The organism is Mesorhizobium sp. GbtcB19, assembly GCF_019091085.1.
Classification (GTDB): Bacteria; Pseudomonadota; Alphaproteobacteria; order Rhizobiales; family Rhizobiaceae; genus Mesorhizobium.
The window spans coordinates 410770-426097 of sequence record NZ_JAGXJY010000002.1; the positions used below are offsets into that span (position 1 = coordinate 410770).

Annotated in this window: 15 protein-coding genes; 11 read left to right on the forward strand and 4 right to left on the reverse strand. The window is 63.8% G+C overall.

The window, feature by feature from the left end; translation table 11 throughout:
• Positions 1-189: 189 nt before the first annotated feature.
• Positions 190-1647, forward strand: coding sequence for a DEAD/DEAH box helicase (locus tag KVT37_RS06060; protein WP_217570607.1), 1458 nt, complete (start codon positions 190-192; stop codon positions 1645-1647).
• 58 nt (positions 1648-1705) lie between these two features.
• On the opposite strand, the gene KVT37_RS06065 is transcribed toward KVT37_RS06060, so the two are convergent.
• A complete protein-coding gene (locus tag KVT37_RS06065) occupies positions 1706-2695 on the reverse strand; it encodes a carboxylesterase (protein ID WP_217570609.1) in 990 nt (329 codons plus the stop codon).
• Between the two features lie 67 nt (positions 2696-2762).
• A complete protein-coding gene (locus tag KVT37_RS06070) occupies positions 2763-3611 on the reverse strand; it encodes an SDR family NAD(P)-dependent oxidoreductase (RefSeq protein WP_217570610.1) in 849 nt (282 codons plus the stop codon).
• Between the two features lie 193 nt (positions 3612-3804).
• Here KVT37_RS06070 and KVT37_RS06075 point away from each other — a divergent pair, with 193 nt between their 5' ends.
• From KVT37_RS06075 to KVT37_RS06100, 6 genes are all read left to right on the forward strand, one after another.
• Positions 3805-4839, forward strand: coding sequence for a cysteine synthase A (locus KVT37_RS06075; protein ID WP_217570612.1), 1035 nt, complete (start codon positions 3805-3807; stop codon positions 4837-4839).
• A complete protein-coding gene (locus tag KVT37_RS06080; RefSeq protein WP_217570929.1) occupies positions 4839-5582 on the forward strand; it encodes an alanyl-tRNA editing protein in 744 nt (247 codons plus the stop codon). The genes KVT37_RS06075 and KVT37_RS06080 overlap by 1 nt, the downstream gene beginning before the upstream one ends.
• A 30-nt stretch (positions 5583-5612) precedes the next feature.
• Positions 5613-6464, forward strand: coding sequence for a 3-mercaptopyruvate sulfurtransferase (gene sseA / locus KVT37_RS06085; RefSeq protein WP_217570614.1), 852 nt, complete (start codon positions 5613-5615; stop codon positions 6462-6464).
• Positions 6464-7027, forward strand: coding sequence for a GNAT family N-acetyltransferase (locus KVT37_RS06090; RefSeq protein WP_217570931.1), 564 nt, complete (start codon positions 6464-6466; stop codon positions 7025-7027). Before sseA ends, KVT37_RS06090 begins: the two co-directional genes overlap by 1 nt.
• A 103-nt stretch (positions 7028-7130) precedes the next feature.
• Positions 7131-7688, forward strand: coding sequence for an OmpA family protein (locus tag KVT37_RS06095; RefSeq protein WP_217570616.1), 558 nt, complete (start codon positions 7131-7133; stop codon positions 7686-7688).
• A 144-nt stretch (positions 7689-7832) separates the two neighbouring features.
• Positions 7833-8300 carry a DUF1203 domain-containing protein gene (locus KVT37_RS06100; RefSeq protein WP_217570618.1) on the forward strand — a complete coding sequence of 156 codons (468 nt, stop codon included), beginning with the start codon at positions 7833-7835 and terminating at the stop codon, positions 8298-8300.
• Positions 8301-8745: 445 nt separating this feature from the next.
• Here the strand turns inward: KVT37_RS06100 and ald are convergent, their stop codons facing one another.
• The gene (gene ald, locus KVT37_RS06105) at positions 8746-9861 is read right to left on the reverse strand and encodes an alanine dehydrogenase (RefSeq protein ID WP_217570620.1); all 1116 of its coding nucleotides are present in this window, start codon (positions 9859-9861) and stop codon (positions 8746-8748) included.
• A 199-nt stretch (positions 9862-10060) separates the two neighbouring features.
• On the opposite strand from ald, the gene KVT37_RS06110 reads away from it, so the two are divergent.
• A complete protein-coding gene (locus tag KVT37_RS06110; RefSeq protein WP_040994689.1) occupies positions 10061-10534 on the forward strand; it encodes an Lrp/AsnC family transcriptional regulator in 474 nt (157 codons plus the stop codon).
• A gap of 31 nt (positions 10535-10565) precedes the next feature.
• Entirely contained in the window at positions 10566-10916 is a 351-nt protein-coding gene (locus tag KVT37_RS06115; RefSeq protein WP_217570622.1) for a hypothetical protein, read from the forward strand.
• On the opposite strand, the gene KVT37_RS06120 is transcribed toward KVT37_RS06115, so the two are convergent.
• Entirely contained in the window at positions 10913-11572 is a 660-nt protein-coding gene (locus tag KVT37_RS06120) for a 5-formyltetrahydrofolate cyclo-ligase (RefSeq protein ID WP_217570624.1), read from the reverse strand. The genes KVT37_RS06115 and KVT37_RS06120 overlap by 4 nt on opposite strands.
• Positions 11573-11747: 175 nt before the next feature.
• On the opposite strand from KVT37_RS06120, the gene KVT37_RS06125 reads away from it, so the two are divergent.
• On the forward strand, positions 11748-13013 hold the full coding sequence (locus tag KVT37_RS06125; RefSeq protein ID WP_217570626.1) for an NAD(P)/FAD-dependent oxidoreductase: 1266 nt from the start codon (positions 11748-11750) through the stop codon (positions 13011-13013).
• 160 nt (positions 13014-13173) lie between these two features.
• Positions 13174-15162, forward strand: a complete 1989-nt coding sequence (locus KVT37_RS06130) for a bifunctional 2',3'-cyclic-nucleotide 2'-phosphodiesterase/3'-nucleotidase (protein WP_217570628.1) — start codon at positions 13174-13176, stop codon at positions 15160-15162.
• Positions 15163-15328: the final 166 nt, after the last annotated feature.

Here is a 15328-nt window from a genome sequence, read left to right on the forward strand (position 1 = left end):
ATCGACTCCGGTCGATCGGCAAGACGGTGAAAAAGCCCCGGGGCATGAAGCCGGCGGGCACGACAGCGCAGCCGAGTGGACGTTACCGTCCGCCCGCCTTGTCGTTTCATGACAATGTTATCCGACGGCAGGTTGCGCCCTGCCGCCATTGATGTTTGCGGCCAAGAGGCCGCGTGAAAGAAGAATATTTTGACCAACGAAAACACTTTGCCCAGCACGGACACCGCGGAACTCTCCGGTTTCGCCGCGCTCGGCATCACCGGTGCGCTGCTCAAGGCCACCCATACTGCCGGCTTCTCTGAGCCGAAGCCGATCCAGGTGCAGGCGATCCCGCTGCAGCTGGAAGGCCGCGACATTTTCGGTATCGCTCAGACCGGTTCAGGCAAGACGGCAGCTTTCGCACTGCCAATCCTGTCGAAGATCATCGGCCTCGGCACCAAGCGCCGGCCCAAGACGGCGCGCGCGCTGATCCTGGCGCCGACGCGCGAGCTCGCCGTGCAGATCGAGGAGACCATCAAGATCCTTGCCAAGGGCGCGCACATCTCGACCGCGCTGGTGCTCGGCGGCGTCTCGCGCTTCAGCCAGGTGAAGAAGATCGGTCCCGGCGTCGACGTCCTGATTGCCACGCCCGGCCGCCTCACCGATCTGGTGCGTGAAGGCGACCTCATCCTTGCCGACACCAAATGGCTCGTCCTCGACGAGGGCGACCGGATGCTCGACATGGGCTTCATCAACGACGTCAAGCGCATCGCCAAGGCGACGGCACCTGACCGCCAGACGGCGCTGTTCTCGGCCACCATGCCGGATGAGATCGCCGAGCTCGCCAAGGGCTTGCTGAAGAACCCGGTCCGCATCGAGGTCGCGCCGCAAAGCACCGCGGCGGCCGAGATCGTGCAGAGCGTTGTGCTCGCCCGCACCAAGCAGAAACGCCAGGTGCTGTCGAAAATGCTGGCCGACGAGGCGATGCGATCGGTCATTGTGTTCTCGCGCACCAAGCACGGCGCCGATCGCGTCACCAAGGACCTTGCCCGCGATGGCTTCGAAGCCGCGGTCATCCATGGCAACAAGTCGCAGAATGCCCGCCAGAAGGCGCTCAACGATTTCCGCGACGGCTCGGTTCGCATCCTGGTCGCGACCGATATCGCGGCGCGTGGCATCGACGTGCCCGGCATCAGCCATGTCGTGAATTTCGACCTGCCGGACGAGGCGGAAAGCTATGTTCACCGCATCGGCCGCACCGGCCGCAACGGCAGGGACGGCATCGCGATCACGCTGTGCGATCCTTCGGAGAACGCCAAGCTGCGTCAGGTCGAGCGCATCATCCGCATGAAGCTGCCGGTCGTCGCCGATCATCTCGCCAGCCCTGATCCGCAGCGCGACCCCAGGGAAAAGGCCGTGCGTCATTTCGAGCCGGCCAACGACCGCGAGCATCATGGTGGTCGTCGCGACGGCCGCCGCCCCGGCAATGGTGACGACAAGCAGCGTTTCGGCGCCAAGCCGCATGGCGAGCGCGGGCCGAAGCCGCAGGGCGAACGCCCGGCCGCCGCCAAGCCGAATGGCGAGCGCAAGCCAGACGGCTTCAAGCGCTTCAAGGGTAACAACAAGCGCCGCTTCGGCGGCAAGCGCCCAGCGAACCGGGCAGCCTGAGCCCTCGAGGCTGATCGAAGAAGAAACGGCCGGAGCGATGCTCCGGCCGTTTTTCGTTTCACTGGCCTGATTGCTGCTGCATCAGCGCCTTCACCCAGACCACGATACGCTCGGTGAGAAACGGCGTGGTCTGCGGCGACAGGACGTCGCCCACGATCACATGGTCGTCCGGATCGCCATTGTCGTCGACCGGCACCAGCTCGTGCGCGCCGCCCCAGCGCCCGGCGATCTCGCGCGTTCGGTCCGGCCGCACCACCTTGTCGGAATCCGAGAAGATGAACAGGGCGGGGATTTTGGCCTTCTCGACCGGCGCGGCATAGGCAAGTTCAGTGAGGGCGGCCATCGGCAGCACCGCCTTCATCGGATATCTGGTGGTCCAGAATTTTTCGTGGAGCGCGTTGCGCGCGGGAAAACTGCGCTCCTTGCCGCCGATAAGCTCGGCAAGCTGCCCGCCCCAGGGCATGGTCAGCAGCTCGGCGCCAGAGGCCTTGACGCCGAAATTCGGGGATATGAACGCGATTGCCGCGACGCCGTCGGAAGCGCCAGGCTCAGTCGCAGCCCATGCCGCAAGCGAGCCGCCGGTCGAGGTTCCGATGACGATGACCTTGTCGCCGATGGCGCGCCCGATGGCCAAGGCCTCCTCATAGTCGTTGATCCAGGCATTGACACTGCCTTCTGCCATCGCCGCGCCGTCCTGGCCGTGACCGGTCAGGCGCGTGTAGAAGAGATTGGCGTTGAGCTCATCCGCGACGTCGTCCGGCAAGGGGCGAACCTCGCCCTTCGAGGCTGAAAAGCCGTGGATGTAGACAATGGCCAGCGGCGTCTTGGCGTGGACCATCGGGTTCGCCCAGATGATCTCCTTGTCGAGCCCGTCGCGGATGTTGGGCACTGCGGCCTCTTCGCGCGCCAGATAGGCTTGCGGGTCGTCGCCGATCACCGACGGATCGAAACGGATTGTCGTGTCGGCGCGCACGCGCGGCCCGAGGAAAAACCCGGCGGCGAGGATGACGGCAAGGCCAAGCACCGCAAGCACGATCCGTCGCCCCATTACAGTCTCCAGGCAATGATTCTCAACCTATGGCCGTCCCCGCCGGCAGGCAATCGCGTTCGCCGGCTTACCTTGCCTTGTCGCGGGACGGCTTCTTTTCGCCAGGCAGCTTGCGATCGAAATGCAGCGGCCGCCCCCACCATTTCGTGGTGTGCCCGATGACGAAGCGGCCGATCGGCCGCGGCAGCAGGCCAAGCAATTTCAACGGCCAGCTTATGTGGTACGGGAAGGTGACTTCGAAGCCGCCTTTCCGGATGCCGCGTGCCATGCGGCGCGACGCGCGGTGCACCGGCATGAGGCCCGGCATCGGCAGCTTGTTTTTTTCCGTCAGTGGCGTGTCGACGAAGCCCGGATTGATGACCTGAACGCGGATGTTGAGCTTGTCGAAGTCGTATTTCAGCGACTCCGCCAGGATGTTGATCGCAGCCTTGGTGCCGCCATAGGCCGCTGTGGTCGGCCAGCCGGAATAGGCGGTGACCGATCCGACCAGGACCACATGGCCGCGTCCGCGCACGCGCATATGGTCGACGACAGGCACCACGCCGTTGACGATGCCGAAATAGTTGACGGCGAAGGAGCGGTGGAAGTCTCGCACCACCAGATTCTCGCCTGGGGTGGCGATATAGTTGCCGGCGTTGAAGACGGCGAGCACGATCGGCCCCATCTGCTCTTCGATCGCCGCGGCCGTGCGCGCCATGCCGTGCTCGTCGGTCACGTCGCAGGGAAAGGACTTCACATGCCCCGACATTTGCGCCGTTTCGACGATCAGCGTGTCGGCCGGGTCTTCCGGCAGCGAGGTCACCGCGACGGCATAGCCTTGGTTGGCGAGATCCTTGGCCAGCGCGCGGCCAAGGCCGCTGCTGCCGCCCGTGATCCAGGCGACACCGTCCTTCGGATTGGCCCGGTAGAGTGTCATGCGATGCCCTGCGAATGTTCCGGGCCTGCTCTAGCGGTGAAGAAATCGAATGAAAAGAGCGGTTCTTGCGCCCGGTGTTGAAATGATCGCGAGCATTGCAACGTCCGGAATGCGACTGGACCAGGCAAAATCTTGCCTTGAAACCGCGCCGTCCGGTTTTTAGGGTCTCGCCGCACACACAAAGGAATCCTGCATGCCCCGTTCTGTGATCGAAGCGATCGGCAACACGCCCCTGATCCGGCTCAACAAGGCTTCGGAAGCGACCGGCTGTGAGATCCTCGGCAAGGCCGAGTTCATGAATCCAGGGCAATCGGTGAAGGATCGAGCCGGCCTGTTCATCATCCGCGATGCCGAGCAGCGTGGCCTGCTGAGGCCCGGCGGGCTCATCGTCGAGGGCACCGCCGGCAACACCGGCATCGGTTTGACGCTGGTCGCCAAGGCGCTCGGCTACCGCACCGTCATCGTCATTCCCGACACGCAGAGCCAGGAAAAGAAGGACACGATCAAGATCCTGGGCGCAGAGCTGATCGAAGTGCCGGCCGTGCCCTACAAGAACCCCAACAATTACATAAAACTGTCGGGCCGCCTTGCCGAGCAACTGGCGCGCTCGGAGCCGAACGGCGCGATCTGGGCCAACCAGTTCGACAATGTTGCCAATCGCGACGGTCATATCCGAACGACCGCGCAGGAGATCTGGGCGCAGACCGGCGGCAAGGTCGATGGCTTCGTCTCGGCGGTCGGTTCCGGCGGCACGCTCGCCGGCGTCGCGCTCGGACTCAAGGGTAAGAGCAAGGACGTCAAGATCGCGCTCGCCGATCCGCTGGGCGCCGCGCTCTACAGTTTCTACACCAGCGGCGAGTTGAAATCCGACGGCAACTCGATCACCGAAGGCATCGGCCAGGGCCGCATCACCGCCAATCTCGAAGGCTTCACGCCGGACTTCTCCTACCAGATCCCTGATGAGGAAGCGTTGCCCATCATCTTCGACCTGATCCAGGAAGAGGGGCTCTGCGTCGGTGGTTCGACCGGCATCAACATCGCCGGCGCCATCCGGCTGGCGCGCGAGCTCGGACCTGGCCACACCATCGTGACGATCCTTGCCGACTACGGCACGCGCTACCAGTCCAAGCTCTTCAATCCGGAGTTTTTACGAGGCAAGAACCTTCCGGTGCCGGGCTGGATGGAAGAGAAGGCCGACATTTCCCTGCCGTTCGAGAAGGTGGCATGATGACGCGCAAGACCGAGGCGCTGTTTCGCGACGACGCCTATCAGAAGACGGCGGAGGCCGAGGTCGTCGCGATCAACGATCGCGGCGGCATCCTGCTCGACCGCACGATCTTTTATGCAACCTCTGGCGGACAGCCGGGCGATACGGGGATGTTCGAACGGGCCGACGGCGGCCGCATCGCCATCGCCGCCACCATTACCGGCGAGACCAAGGACGAGATCATCCATGTCCCGGCGCCGGAACAGGCGCTGCCCGTGGTCGGCGAAAAGCTGAAGCTTCTGATCGACTGGGAGCGGCGGCATCTTTTGATGCGCATGCATTCCGCCTGCCACCTGCTGACCGTGGTTTGCCCCTTTCCGATAACCGGAGCAGCGGTCGCCGAGGACGACAGCCGGGTCGACTTCGACATTCCCGATGCCGGCTTCAGCAAGGAGGATGTGACGGCTCGGCTCATGGAACTGGTGCGCGCCGACCATCCGATCTTCACCCGGCTGATCACCGACGAGGAACTTTCCGCCAATCCCGGGCTTGTGAAATCCAAGAACGTCCGTCCGCCCGTCGGCACTGGCAAGATCCGCCTGGTCTGTATCGGCGACAACGGCTCGATCGACAGCCAGCCCTGCGGTGGCACGCATGTGAAGTCGACCGGCGAGGTCGGCGAGATCCATGTCGGCAAGATCGAGAAGAAAGGCCGTGAGAACCGCCGCTTCCGCATCCGCTTCGGCCCGATGCCGGCGAATTGACGTTAAGCGAGGCGGGGCAGGGAGAGAAGAATGGCGCAGGACAGTCCTTTCATCGTCGACGCCGACTGGCTGCAGAAGCGGCTGGGCGAGCCCGGCCTCACCATTGTCGACGCCTCCTGGTATCTGTCGGCGCAAAAGCGCGACGCCCGCGCCGAGTACGATGCTGCCCACATCCCCGGCGCGCGTTTCCTCGATCAGGATGCGGTTTCCGATCCGGACTCCAAGCTGCCGCACACTTTGGCGACGCCGCAGTATTTCGCGCAGTATGTCGGGTCGATGGGCGTCTCGGCCGATGACACCATCGTCGTGTATGACGGGCCGGGCCTGTTCTCGGCGCCCCGCGCCTGGTGGATGTTCCGCGTGATGGGCGTCTTCCAGGTTTACATTCTGAATGGCGGCATTGACCGCTGGAAGGCCGAAGGGCGCCCGGTTACAGCCGAGCAAACCAGGATCGCGCCTGGCATATTCCATGCCGATTTCGATGCAGGCAGGGTCGTCAGTTTGGACGAAATGCGCAGGATCGTCGGCAGCCAAGAGAGTCAGATCGCCGATGCGCGCTCGGCCGGCCGCTTTGCGGGAACCGACCCGGAGCCGCGCCCGGGCGTCCGTTCGGGTCATATGCCGGGCGCGCATAACGTCCCGATCGCGGCGCTTGCCGAAAATGGCGAGCTGCTGCCCAAGGACCGCTTGCGCAAGCTGATCGAGGATGCCGGCATCGACCTTTCGAAGCCGGTCGTGACCTCCTGCGGCTCGGGCATCACGGCGGCGGCGATCACGCTGGCGCTGGAGACGCTTGGCCATACCGACAACCGGCTTTACGACGGCTCCTGGACAGAATGGGGCGGTCTCAGCGACACGCCGGTGGTAGCGGGGAAAGAATGATGGAAAACGGCACGCTGCAAGACATCGACGTAACGGTCACGTTCCTGGAGATGCATGCCGCGCCGGCGGTGTCTCCGCCAATCCCGTACAACCGCCAGATCGCGCTGTTGAAGACCAAGGATATCCCGCTCCACTTCTACCGCTATCTGATGGATCGCGTCGGCCGCAAATGGCACTGGGTCAATGTGCTGAGACTGAGCGACGAGGAGCTTGCCGCCGGGCTGCACCGCGAGGACCGCGACATCAGGGTGCTCTATCTCGACGGCGCGCCGGCGGGCTTCTTCGACCTCAAGCCGCATCTGCCGGACGAGGTGGAGCTCGCCTATTTCGGGATGATGGAGCATGCGTTTGGCCAGGGCATCGGCCGCTGGTTCCTCGGCGCGGCGATCTCGGCCGCCTGGGCGCATGGGCCAAGGCGCGTCACCGTGCAGACCTGCACGCTCGACCATCCGGCGGCACTCCCGCTCTACCAGAAGCTCGGCTTCACGCCGGTGGCGCAGAAGAAGGAAGTGGTGCATCCGCTGACCTTCGCCGAGCGTTCGGCCAGCGTCATGCGCGCCTAGGGCCCTGGAATTGCCCTGGGCTTGAACATCCCGTTCATCGCCGCTTCAGACTGTCTTTGCCATTGTCCGGCCGCATAACGAGGCCGAGCTTTAGGAGAAAGACATGTTGAACCGACGTACATTTGCCATGGCCGTGATTGCGGCAATCGCCATGCCGAGCCTGGCGTCCGCGCAGGCGACCACGCCTTCGGCCGCGACCATCGAGCGCCAACTCGACGCTGCTCCCCGCAAAAGGCTGCGCCCCAATGAGCGGGTCACCATTCGCGAGTTCAAGCGCCGGCCGGATCTGCGGCGCATGGCGCGTTCGATCGACATCCAGTCGATCAATTTCGAATTCGGTTCGGCCGCCATTGCCCCCTCGCAATATGGCAAGGTCGAAATCATCGCCGACGCCCTCCATCGCATCCTGCGGCACGACCGTGGCGCGCGGATCCTGATCGAGGGCCACACCGATGCGGTCGGCTCGTTCGAATCGAACCAGGTCCTGTCCGAACGCCGCGCCGCCTCGCTGAAGCGGACGCTGGTGGGTGAGTTCGGCGTGCCCGCCTACGCATTGGACACTGTTGGCTATGGCGAGGAATTCCTGCTTGTGCCGACACAGCAGGAAAACTGGCGCAACCGCTGCGTGACGCTGCGCCGCTTCGACGATTTCGTGCGCTAACGCAAGCCGACAGTGCCGATGATAGAGGCCCGGTTGTTCATGGCAGCCGGGCTCTTTCGTATGCGGATGCCGTCTGTCAGGAATCGGGTGGGCGGCGCCGCTGTCGAGGCATAATTTCCGGACACCGCCACCGGAGATTTTGCCATGAGCATCCAGTTCAAAGCCCTGCCGACCGAAGCCGTGCGCGCCTTGCAGCGCGGAGGGCCCGATGCCTATGGCCACACTCCCGAGCACCGGATTTCCGACGGCGACGGCGTGCCGTGCAGACACTGCATGAAGAACGTCGCCGCGGGCGAGGGCTATCTGATCGTCGCCTACCGGCCGTTCCCGGAATTGCAGCCCTATGCCGAAACCGGTCCGCTGTTCCTGCATGCCGAGGAATGCGAGCGCGCCTCCGAGGGAGACGCGCTGCCGGAGATGCTCGAAAGCAGCGACTATATCGTGCGTGGTTACGGCAAGGACGACCGCATCGTCTATGGCAGCGGCGCCGTCACGCCGACGAGCGACATCGCCGCCCGTGCCGAGACGCTGTTCGGGCGCGACGACATCGCCTACATCCACGTCCGCTCGGCCCGGAACAATTGCTATCAATGCCGCATCGAGCGGGCCTGATCCCAAACCGGCATGACCCAAAAAGAAGCCCGCCGATGGTCAGGCGGGCCGTTGGAGGGTCTGACAGAAGCTGTCGGCCAGTGCTGCCAGGCCGGAATTGTCCGAAACCGGCAAGCAGCACAGACCGCCAGTAGCGTTGCGTGTCTAGGCATCTTTCCCGTCGGGCGAATGTGAAGCATTTCACACATGGGCGCATAACGGCCGAAAGACGGGATCGAGACCAGTCAAGACTGTCGTATTCTCGTCGTACTACTGCGCTAAAAAGTAATGGTTGATGATTTGTCGACCGCGGATGGACCGGCGGCAGATCGCAACACCGAGGAGCGGGGCTTTTGCTCCGCTTTTTTGTTGCCCGGATTTCCCGACCGTAGCACGCTCTTCCGCCCAAGAAAAAACCCGCCGGAATGACCCGGCGGGCATGACAGGAGGAATTTCTTGCCGGCTATCAGGCGGCAAGTACCGCCTTCGGCTCGACCATCTCGTAGCCGAGCGCCTCGGCGACGGCGCGATTGGTGATCTTGCCCTTGTGGACATTGAGGCCGTTGCGCAAATGGTGGTCGTCGACCAGCGCCTTGAGCCCTTTGTCGGCAAGCTGCAGGCCGTAATGCAGCGTCGCGTTGTTGAGCGCGTGCGCCGAGGTCACCGGCACGGCGCCGGGCATGTTGGCGACGCAATAGTGGATGACGCCGTCGACCTCATAGGTCGGCTCGGCATGGGTCGTGGCATGCGAGGTCTCGAAGCAGCCGCCCTGGTCGATCGCGACGTCGACCAGCACCGAGCCCTTCTTCATGCCGGACAGCATTTCGCGCGTGACGAGCTTGGGCGCCGCGGCGCCCGGGATCAGCACCGCGCCGACGACGATGTCGGCCGAGAAGCATTCGTCTTCCAGCGCCTCGACGGTCGAATAGCGGGTATGGACGCGGCCGCCAAAAATGTCGTCGAGCTGGCGCAGGCGCGGGATCGAGCGGTCGATGATGGTCACGTCGGCGCCGAGGCCGACCGCCATCTTGGCCGCATGCAGGCCGACGACGCCGCCGCCAAGCACGGTGACCTTGCCGGGCAGCACGCCGGGCACGCCGCCAAGCAGCACGCCGCGGCCGCCATTGGCCTTCTGCAGCGCGGTTGCGCCGGCCTGGATCGACAGGCGGCCTGCAACCTCAGACATCGGCGCCAGCAGCGGCAGGCCGCCACGGTCGTCGGTCACGGTCTCGTAGGCGACCGCGGTGACGCCCGAACCGAGAAGACCCTTGGTCTGCTCCGGATCCGGAGCCAGGTGGAGATAGGTGTAGAGGATCTGGCCGTCGCGCAGCTGCACCCATTCATTGGGCTGCGGCTCCTTGACCTTGACGATCATGTCCGACTTGGCGAACACGTCGGCGGCGGTCTTGGCGATCGTCGCGCCGGCGGCGCGATAGGCGTTGTCGTCGGCGCCGATGCCGGCGCCGGCGCCGGTCTCGACCAGAACTTCGTGGCCATGCGCGACATATTCGCGGACCGAGCCGGGCGTCAGGCCGACGCGATATTCATGGTTCTTGATTTCCTTGGGGCAGCCGACACGCATTTTCTTCTCCTGTGCGCGCCCTTGAGGGCGCTCTCCCTGTCACTCGTGCGTGCCACCGACTCCAGATGCGGAGGCGACACGCAATAACCACAGTCAACCATGAATCGTTCCGTATGTGTTTGCGAATGCACTTGCAGCGACGGCCGCTCTTCGATAATCGTTGCGCAAAACACCAAAAAATTCGCAGGAACAACGAAAAATGCCGCTCGACAGGATTGATATCGCCATTCTGGAGACTTTGCAGAAGGATGGCCGGATACCCAACGCGGCGCTTGCCGAGAAGGTCGGCCTTTCGCAATCGGCCTGTTCGCGCCGGCTCGACAATCTCGAAAAGTCCGGAACCATCCGCGGCTATCACGCGCGGCTTTCCAACAGCGCGCTCGGCCATCAGATGACGGCGATCGTGCACATATCGCTGTCGGGACAATTCGAAAAGACGCTGTCGGATTTCGAAGCAGCAATCAAGCGCTGCCCGAACGTGCTCTCGTGCCATCTGATGTCGGGCGAATACGACTACATCCTGCGCATCGCGGCGAAAGATCTCGTCGACTATGAGCGCATCCACAAGGAATGGCTGTCGGCCATGCCGCATGTGACGAAGATCAACTCATCCTTCGCGCTGCGCGAGATCGTCGACCGCACGGCGGTCGGCTTGCGACCAGAAATGGCCTAGGGACTCATAACCAGCAGGAGGCAGCGGCGCTATGACAGAAAGAATCACCTTGCCCGAGTCGTTGCCGGCAACCGCCGTCGTCCGCGTCTCGCGCGCCAGCTATGACCCAGGCCGGTTCGCGGAGGTCGACGCTGCGAGCAAGAAGACCTCGGAGTACATAATCCCGGCCATTAGACGGCTGCCGGGGCTCCTTCGCTTTTATGCGGGCGTCTCGCCGAAGGGTTCGATCGTGCAGGTCAGCGTCTGGGACACCGAAGAGCATGCGGCGCAACTCGACACGCTGAAGGAGATGGTCGTCGACGGCCGCAGGGACATGGAAGCGGTCGGCGTGACGTTCACCCCGATTTTCAACTATCCGATCGACTGGACCTGGACCGTTTAGGCAGTCGCGGCCTCCGTCATCACCTCGCTCATCGGAATGTCGTGCGGTTGCGGGTAGATGGTCGCAATCCGCTGCAACTCATAGCCGACGCCGATGACGAGCGGCCGGAACGGCATCGCCGCCAGCGTGCGGTCGAAGAAGCCGCCGCCATAGCCCAGCCGGTACTTGCCGGGATCGATGCCGACGATCGGCGAGATCACGATATCGGGCAGCACCGGATCGCCTTCGGCCGGGATCGGAATGTTCCAGACGCCTTTTTCCAGCCGGTCGCCTGGCCTATAGGCGCGAAACACCAGCGGGTGGGCCTTCTCGATGACGACGGGCAGCGCGGTACGGCCGCCGCGTTCATTGATCGAGGCCATCCAGCCGCGCAAATCCGGCTCGCCGCGGAACGGCCAGTAGAGGCTGACCATTCGGCCGGCTATGTCGCCGATCAGCGCATCGAGACCATTCGCGATGCGCGCCGACATTGCGCTGCGAGCATCGGCCGAAACGGCAAGGCGGGCGTTGATGAGCCGCTCGCGCTCGACCTTGCGCCATCGCTTCACATCCGCCCAGTCGATGAGAGGTTCCCGGTACTCCGGCTCGAGTTCATGCATGAAGCAAGGCGGCGAGGCGTATTGCGCCGGTCCTTCATCGTCGCGGTCGTCAGCCATGCTAGGCTCCTGTCGTGGTGCCTCACGCTATACCTGCGGTAGTGCGCGTTACATGTGCATTCACGACGTCGCGCGACGACTCTGGGGCATGTTTGCTACCCGGCAAGGCGTTGTTGCAGCGCACAAAAATACCTACATGTGTGGTGCGGTTTTCTACGTCGCGAGGTGGGAAGAAATGAGCGAAAGCAGGCATCACGTTGTTGTCGTCGGCGCCGGATTCGGCGGCCTCGAACTCACCCGCGCGCTGGCCGGTGCTGCGGTGCGCATCACCATGATCGACAAGCGCAACCACCATCTTTTCCAGCCGCTGCTCTACCAGGTGGCGACCACGTCGCTGGCAACCTCGGAGGTGGCCTGGCCGATCCGTCATCTGCTGCGCAGGCGCAAGGACGTGACGACGCTTCTGGGCAATGTCACCGGCGTCGACCGTGCCGGCAAGCGGGTGCTGCTCGAAGACGGCAGCTCTATTTCCTACGACACGCTGGTGCTCGCCACCGGCGCGCGCCACGCCTATTTCGGCCATGACGAATGGGAGCCTTTCGCGCCGGGCCTGAAGACGCTCGAGGACGCCACCACCATCCGGCGCCGCATCCTGCTCGCCTTCGAGCAGGCGGAGCGCGAAACCGACCCGGCGAAGCGCCAGGCGCTGCTTACCTTGGTTATCGTCGGCGGCGGACCGACCGGCGTCGAGCTCGCCGGCACCATCGTCGAACTGGCGCATGACACTTTGCGCGGCGAATTCCGCAACATCGACACGCGACAGGCGCGCGTCGTGCTGATCGAGGCCGGCGACCGGATCCTGGCTAATTTCGCGCCGCAGCTTTCCGACTATGCCCGCAAGGCGCTGGAGCGGCTGGGCGTCACCGTCGAACTCGCCCGCCCGGTCACCAAGCTCGATGCCGAAGGCGTCGTCTTCGGCGACAAGCGCCTGCCGGCAAGGACGATCATCTGGGCGGCCGGCGTTGCCGCGTCGCCCGCGGCCGAGTGGCTGGGCGCTTCCGCCGACCGGGCGGGGAGGGTGCTGGTCGAGCCCGACCTCACGGTGCCGGGCAGTCCCGACATTTTTGTCATCGGCGATACCGCACTTGTCTTGCGGCCGGATGGCAAGCCGGTGCCGGGTGTGGCACCCTCGGCCAAGCAGGAGGGCAAGCATGTTGCCGCGACGATCAAGGCGCGGCTTGCCGGCGACACCGCGACGCGTCCCTTCCAATACCGCCATGCCGGCGATCTGGCGACGATCGGCAAGCGCGCCGCGGCGATCGATTTCGGCTGGATCAAGCTTACCGGCTGGCTCGCCTGGTGGCTCTGGGGCATAGCCCACATCTATTTCCTGATCGATTTCCGCAACCGCCTGGCGGTTTCGCTTAGCTGGCTATGGATTTATCTCACGGGCCAGCGCAGCGCCCGGCTGATCACCCAGGGCGACGACGACAAGAGCTGACCTCGCCGCGGCCTGTTCATCGACCCGTCATCCTGTGGTGCATCGCGACGCGTCACCTTGTCGTGATCGAAACGCCTCCAGCACACATGGACTCAAGGCGCCTTCAACGCCATGCTCCGGCTTGGGCAGGGGTTGCAGCGTTGTCGAACAGGAGCGCACGATGTCACGACTGCCGGCCCCTCGTAGTGAATTCTCCCGCCGCGAATTCCTGGCCGGCGTTGCTGCCGGCGGCGCGCTGATCATGCTGCACCCGTTCTCCGCCCGTGCCGCGACCAATCAGGCGCATCTGAGGATCATGGAAACGACCGACATCCATGTGAACCTGCTGCCTTACGATTACTACGCCGACAAAGCGAATGACACGATGGGCCTGTCGCGGACGGCCTCGCTGATCGACGCGGTGCGCAAGGAAGCCGTGAATTCGATGCTGATCGACAATGGCGACCTCCTGCAGGGCAGCCCGATGGGCGACTATGTCGCCTATGAGAAGGGCATGAAGGACGGCGACCTGCATCCGGTCATGAAGGGCATGAACCTGCTCGGCTATGAATGCTCGACGCTCGGCAATCACGAATTCAACTATGGCCTGTCCTTTCTCGACAAGGTCCTGGCCGGCGCCAATTTCCCATTCGTCTGCGCGAACCTGATCCGCGGCACCACGCTGGCCACGAACCCGCGCAACGACAAGCTCTACCTCAAGCCCTATGTGATCCTCGACAGGAAGATCAAGGACGGCTCGGGTGCCGAGCAGCCGATCAGGATCGGCGTCATCGGCTTCGTGCCGCCGCAGATCATGGTCTGGGACCTGAAAAACCTCGAAGGTAACGTCCAGACGCGCGACATCGTCGAGGCGGCCAAGGCCTGGGTGCCGCAGATCAGGGAAGAAGGTGCCGACATCGTCATCGCGCTCTCGCATTCCGGCATTGACATCAAGCAGGGCGACAAGATGGAAAACGCCTCCTTCTTCGTCGCCGGCGTCGAGGGCATCGACGCCGTCTTCACCGGCCACCAGCACCTGGTCTTCCCCGGCAAGAAGGACTTTCAGGCGCTTCAAGGCGTCGACACCGAAAAGGGCACGCTGCAGGGCAAGCCGGCGGTCATGGGCGGCTTCTGGGGCTCGCATATGGGTCTGATCGACCTGCTTCTGGAACGCGACGGCTCGAAATGGCGGGTCGTCTCGGCCACCTCCGAGGCGCGGCCGATCTATGAGCGTGTCGACAACAAGAACAAGGCGAAGGTCGGCGACGACAAGCGCATCATCGCCGCGCTCGAGCAGGACCATCAGGCGACCCTTGCCTATGTCCGCGGCCCGGTCGGCAAGACATCGGCGCCGCTCTATTCCTATTTCGCCCTGGTCGCCGACGATCCGTCCGTGCAGATCGTCAACCAGGCGCAGAGCTGGTACCTCAAGGACATATTGAAGAGCACTCAGTGGAAGGACGTGCCGTTGCTGTCGGCTGCAGCACCTTTCAAGGCCGGTGGCCGCAACGGTGCCGACTACTACACCGACGTGCCCGTCGGCGACATCGCCATCAAGAACGTCGCCGACCTCTATCTTTATCCGAACACGGTGCGAGCGGTCGAAATCACCGGCGCCGAGGTGAAGGAATGGCTGGAGATGTCGGCCGGCATCTTCAACCACATCGAGCCGGGCAAGCCGGACCAGCCGCTCATCAACACCGACTTCCCGTCCTACAATTTCGACGTCATCGACGGCGTCACCTACAGGATCGATCTCTCGCAGCCGCCGAAATACGATGCCAAGGGCGGCGTGGCGAATGCCGGTTCCAACCGTATCACCGATCTGAAATTCGACGGCAAAGCAATTGATCCGACGGCGAAATTCGTCGTCGCCACCAACAATTACCGCGCCGGCGGCGGCGGCAATTTCCCCGACATCAATGCCTCGAAGATCATCTACGAAGCGCCGGACACCAATCGCGACGTGATCGTGCGCTTTGTCGTCAGCCAGGGCACGATCAACCCGTCGGCGGACGACAACTGGTCGTTCACGGCGCTGCCTGGAACCAGCGTCGTCTTCGAGACCGGACCGAAGGCCAAGGATTTCATCGCCGAGGTGAAATCCCTGAAGATCGAGCCTGCCGGCGATGGCGACGCTGGCTTTGCCAGATACCGCATCACGCTTTGATCCGGGCTGCCCGGCTGTCCGATCCCGGTTTCATCACGGCGCCTCACGAGCGGGTGGCTTCGCTTCGCGGGCGGGGCACCGGCTCCGTTAACGGAAAAGTCGCCCTCTCGCAAAAAGCAGTGAACTGGAAGGATAGCAGCCGCCGCCACTCTGGTTCCGCCCGCTC

Coding starts and splice junctions, on each gene's coding strand:
- ald (WP_217570620.1), bottom strand. CDS start 9,861: ATGCGTGTCGGCTGCCCCAAGGAAATCAAGAACCATGAATATCGCGTC.
- KVT37_RS06125 (WP_217570626.1), top strand. CDS start 11,748: ATGAGCGAAAGCAGGCATCACGTTGTTGTCGTCGGCGCCGGATTCGGC.
- KVT37_RS06095 (WP_217570616.1), top strand. CDS start 7,131: ATGTTGAACCGACGTACATTTGCCATGGCCGTGATTGCGGCAATCGCC.
- KVT37_RS06110 (WP_040994689.1), top strand. CDS start 10,061: ATGCCGCTCGACAGGATTGATATCGCCATTCTGGAGACTTTGCAGAAG.
- KVT37_RS06120 (WP_217570624.1), bottom strand. CDS start 11,572: ATGGCTGACGACCGCGACGATGAAGGACCGGCGCAATACGCCTCGCCG.
- KVT37_RS06130 (WP_217570628.1), top strand. CDS start 13,174: ATGTCACGACTGCCGGCCCCTCGTAGTGAATTCTCCCGCCGCGAATTC.
- KVT37_RS06070 (WP_217570610.1), bottom strand. CDS start 3,611: ATGACACTCTACCGGGCCAATCCGAAGGACGGTGTCGCCTGGATCACG.
- KVT37_RS06065 (WP_217570609.1), bottom strand. CDS start 2,695: ATGGGGCGACGGATCGTGCTTGCGGTGCTTGGCCTTGCCGTCATCCTC.
- sseA (WP_217570614.1), top strand. CDS start 5,613: ATGGCGCAGGACAGTCCTTTCATCGTCGACGCCGACTGGCTGCAGAAG.
- KVT37_RS06080 (WP_217570929.1), top strand. CDS start 4,839: ATGACGCGCAAGACCGAGGCGCTGTTTCGCGACGACGCCTATCAGAAG.
- KVT37_RS06100 (WP_217570618.1), top strand. CDS start 7,833: ATGAGCATCCAGTTCAAAGCCCTGCCGACCGAAGCCGTGCGCGCCTTG.
- KVT37_RS06075 (WP_217570612.1), top strand. CDS start 3,805: ATGCCCCGTTCTGTGATCGAAGCGATCGGCAACACGCCCCTGATCCGG.
- KVT37_RS06115 (WP_217570622.1), top strand. CDS start 10,566: ATGACAGAAAGAATCACCTTGCCCGAGTCGTTGCCGGCAACCGCCGTC.
- KVT37_RS06090 (WP_217570931.1), top strand. CDS start 6,464: ATGGAAAACGGCACGCTGCAAGACATCGACGTAACGGTCACGTTCCTG.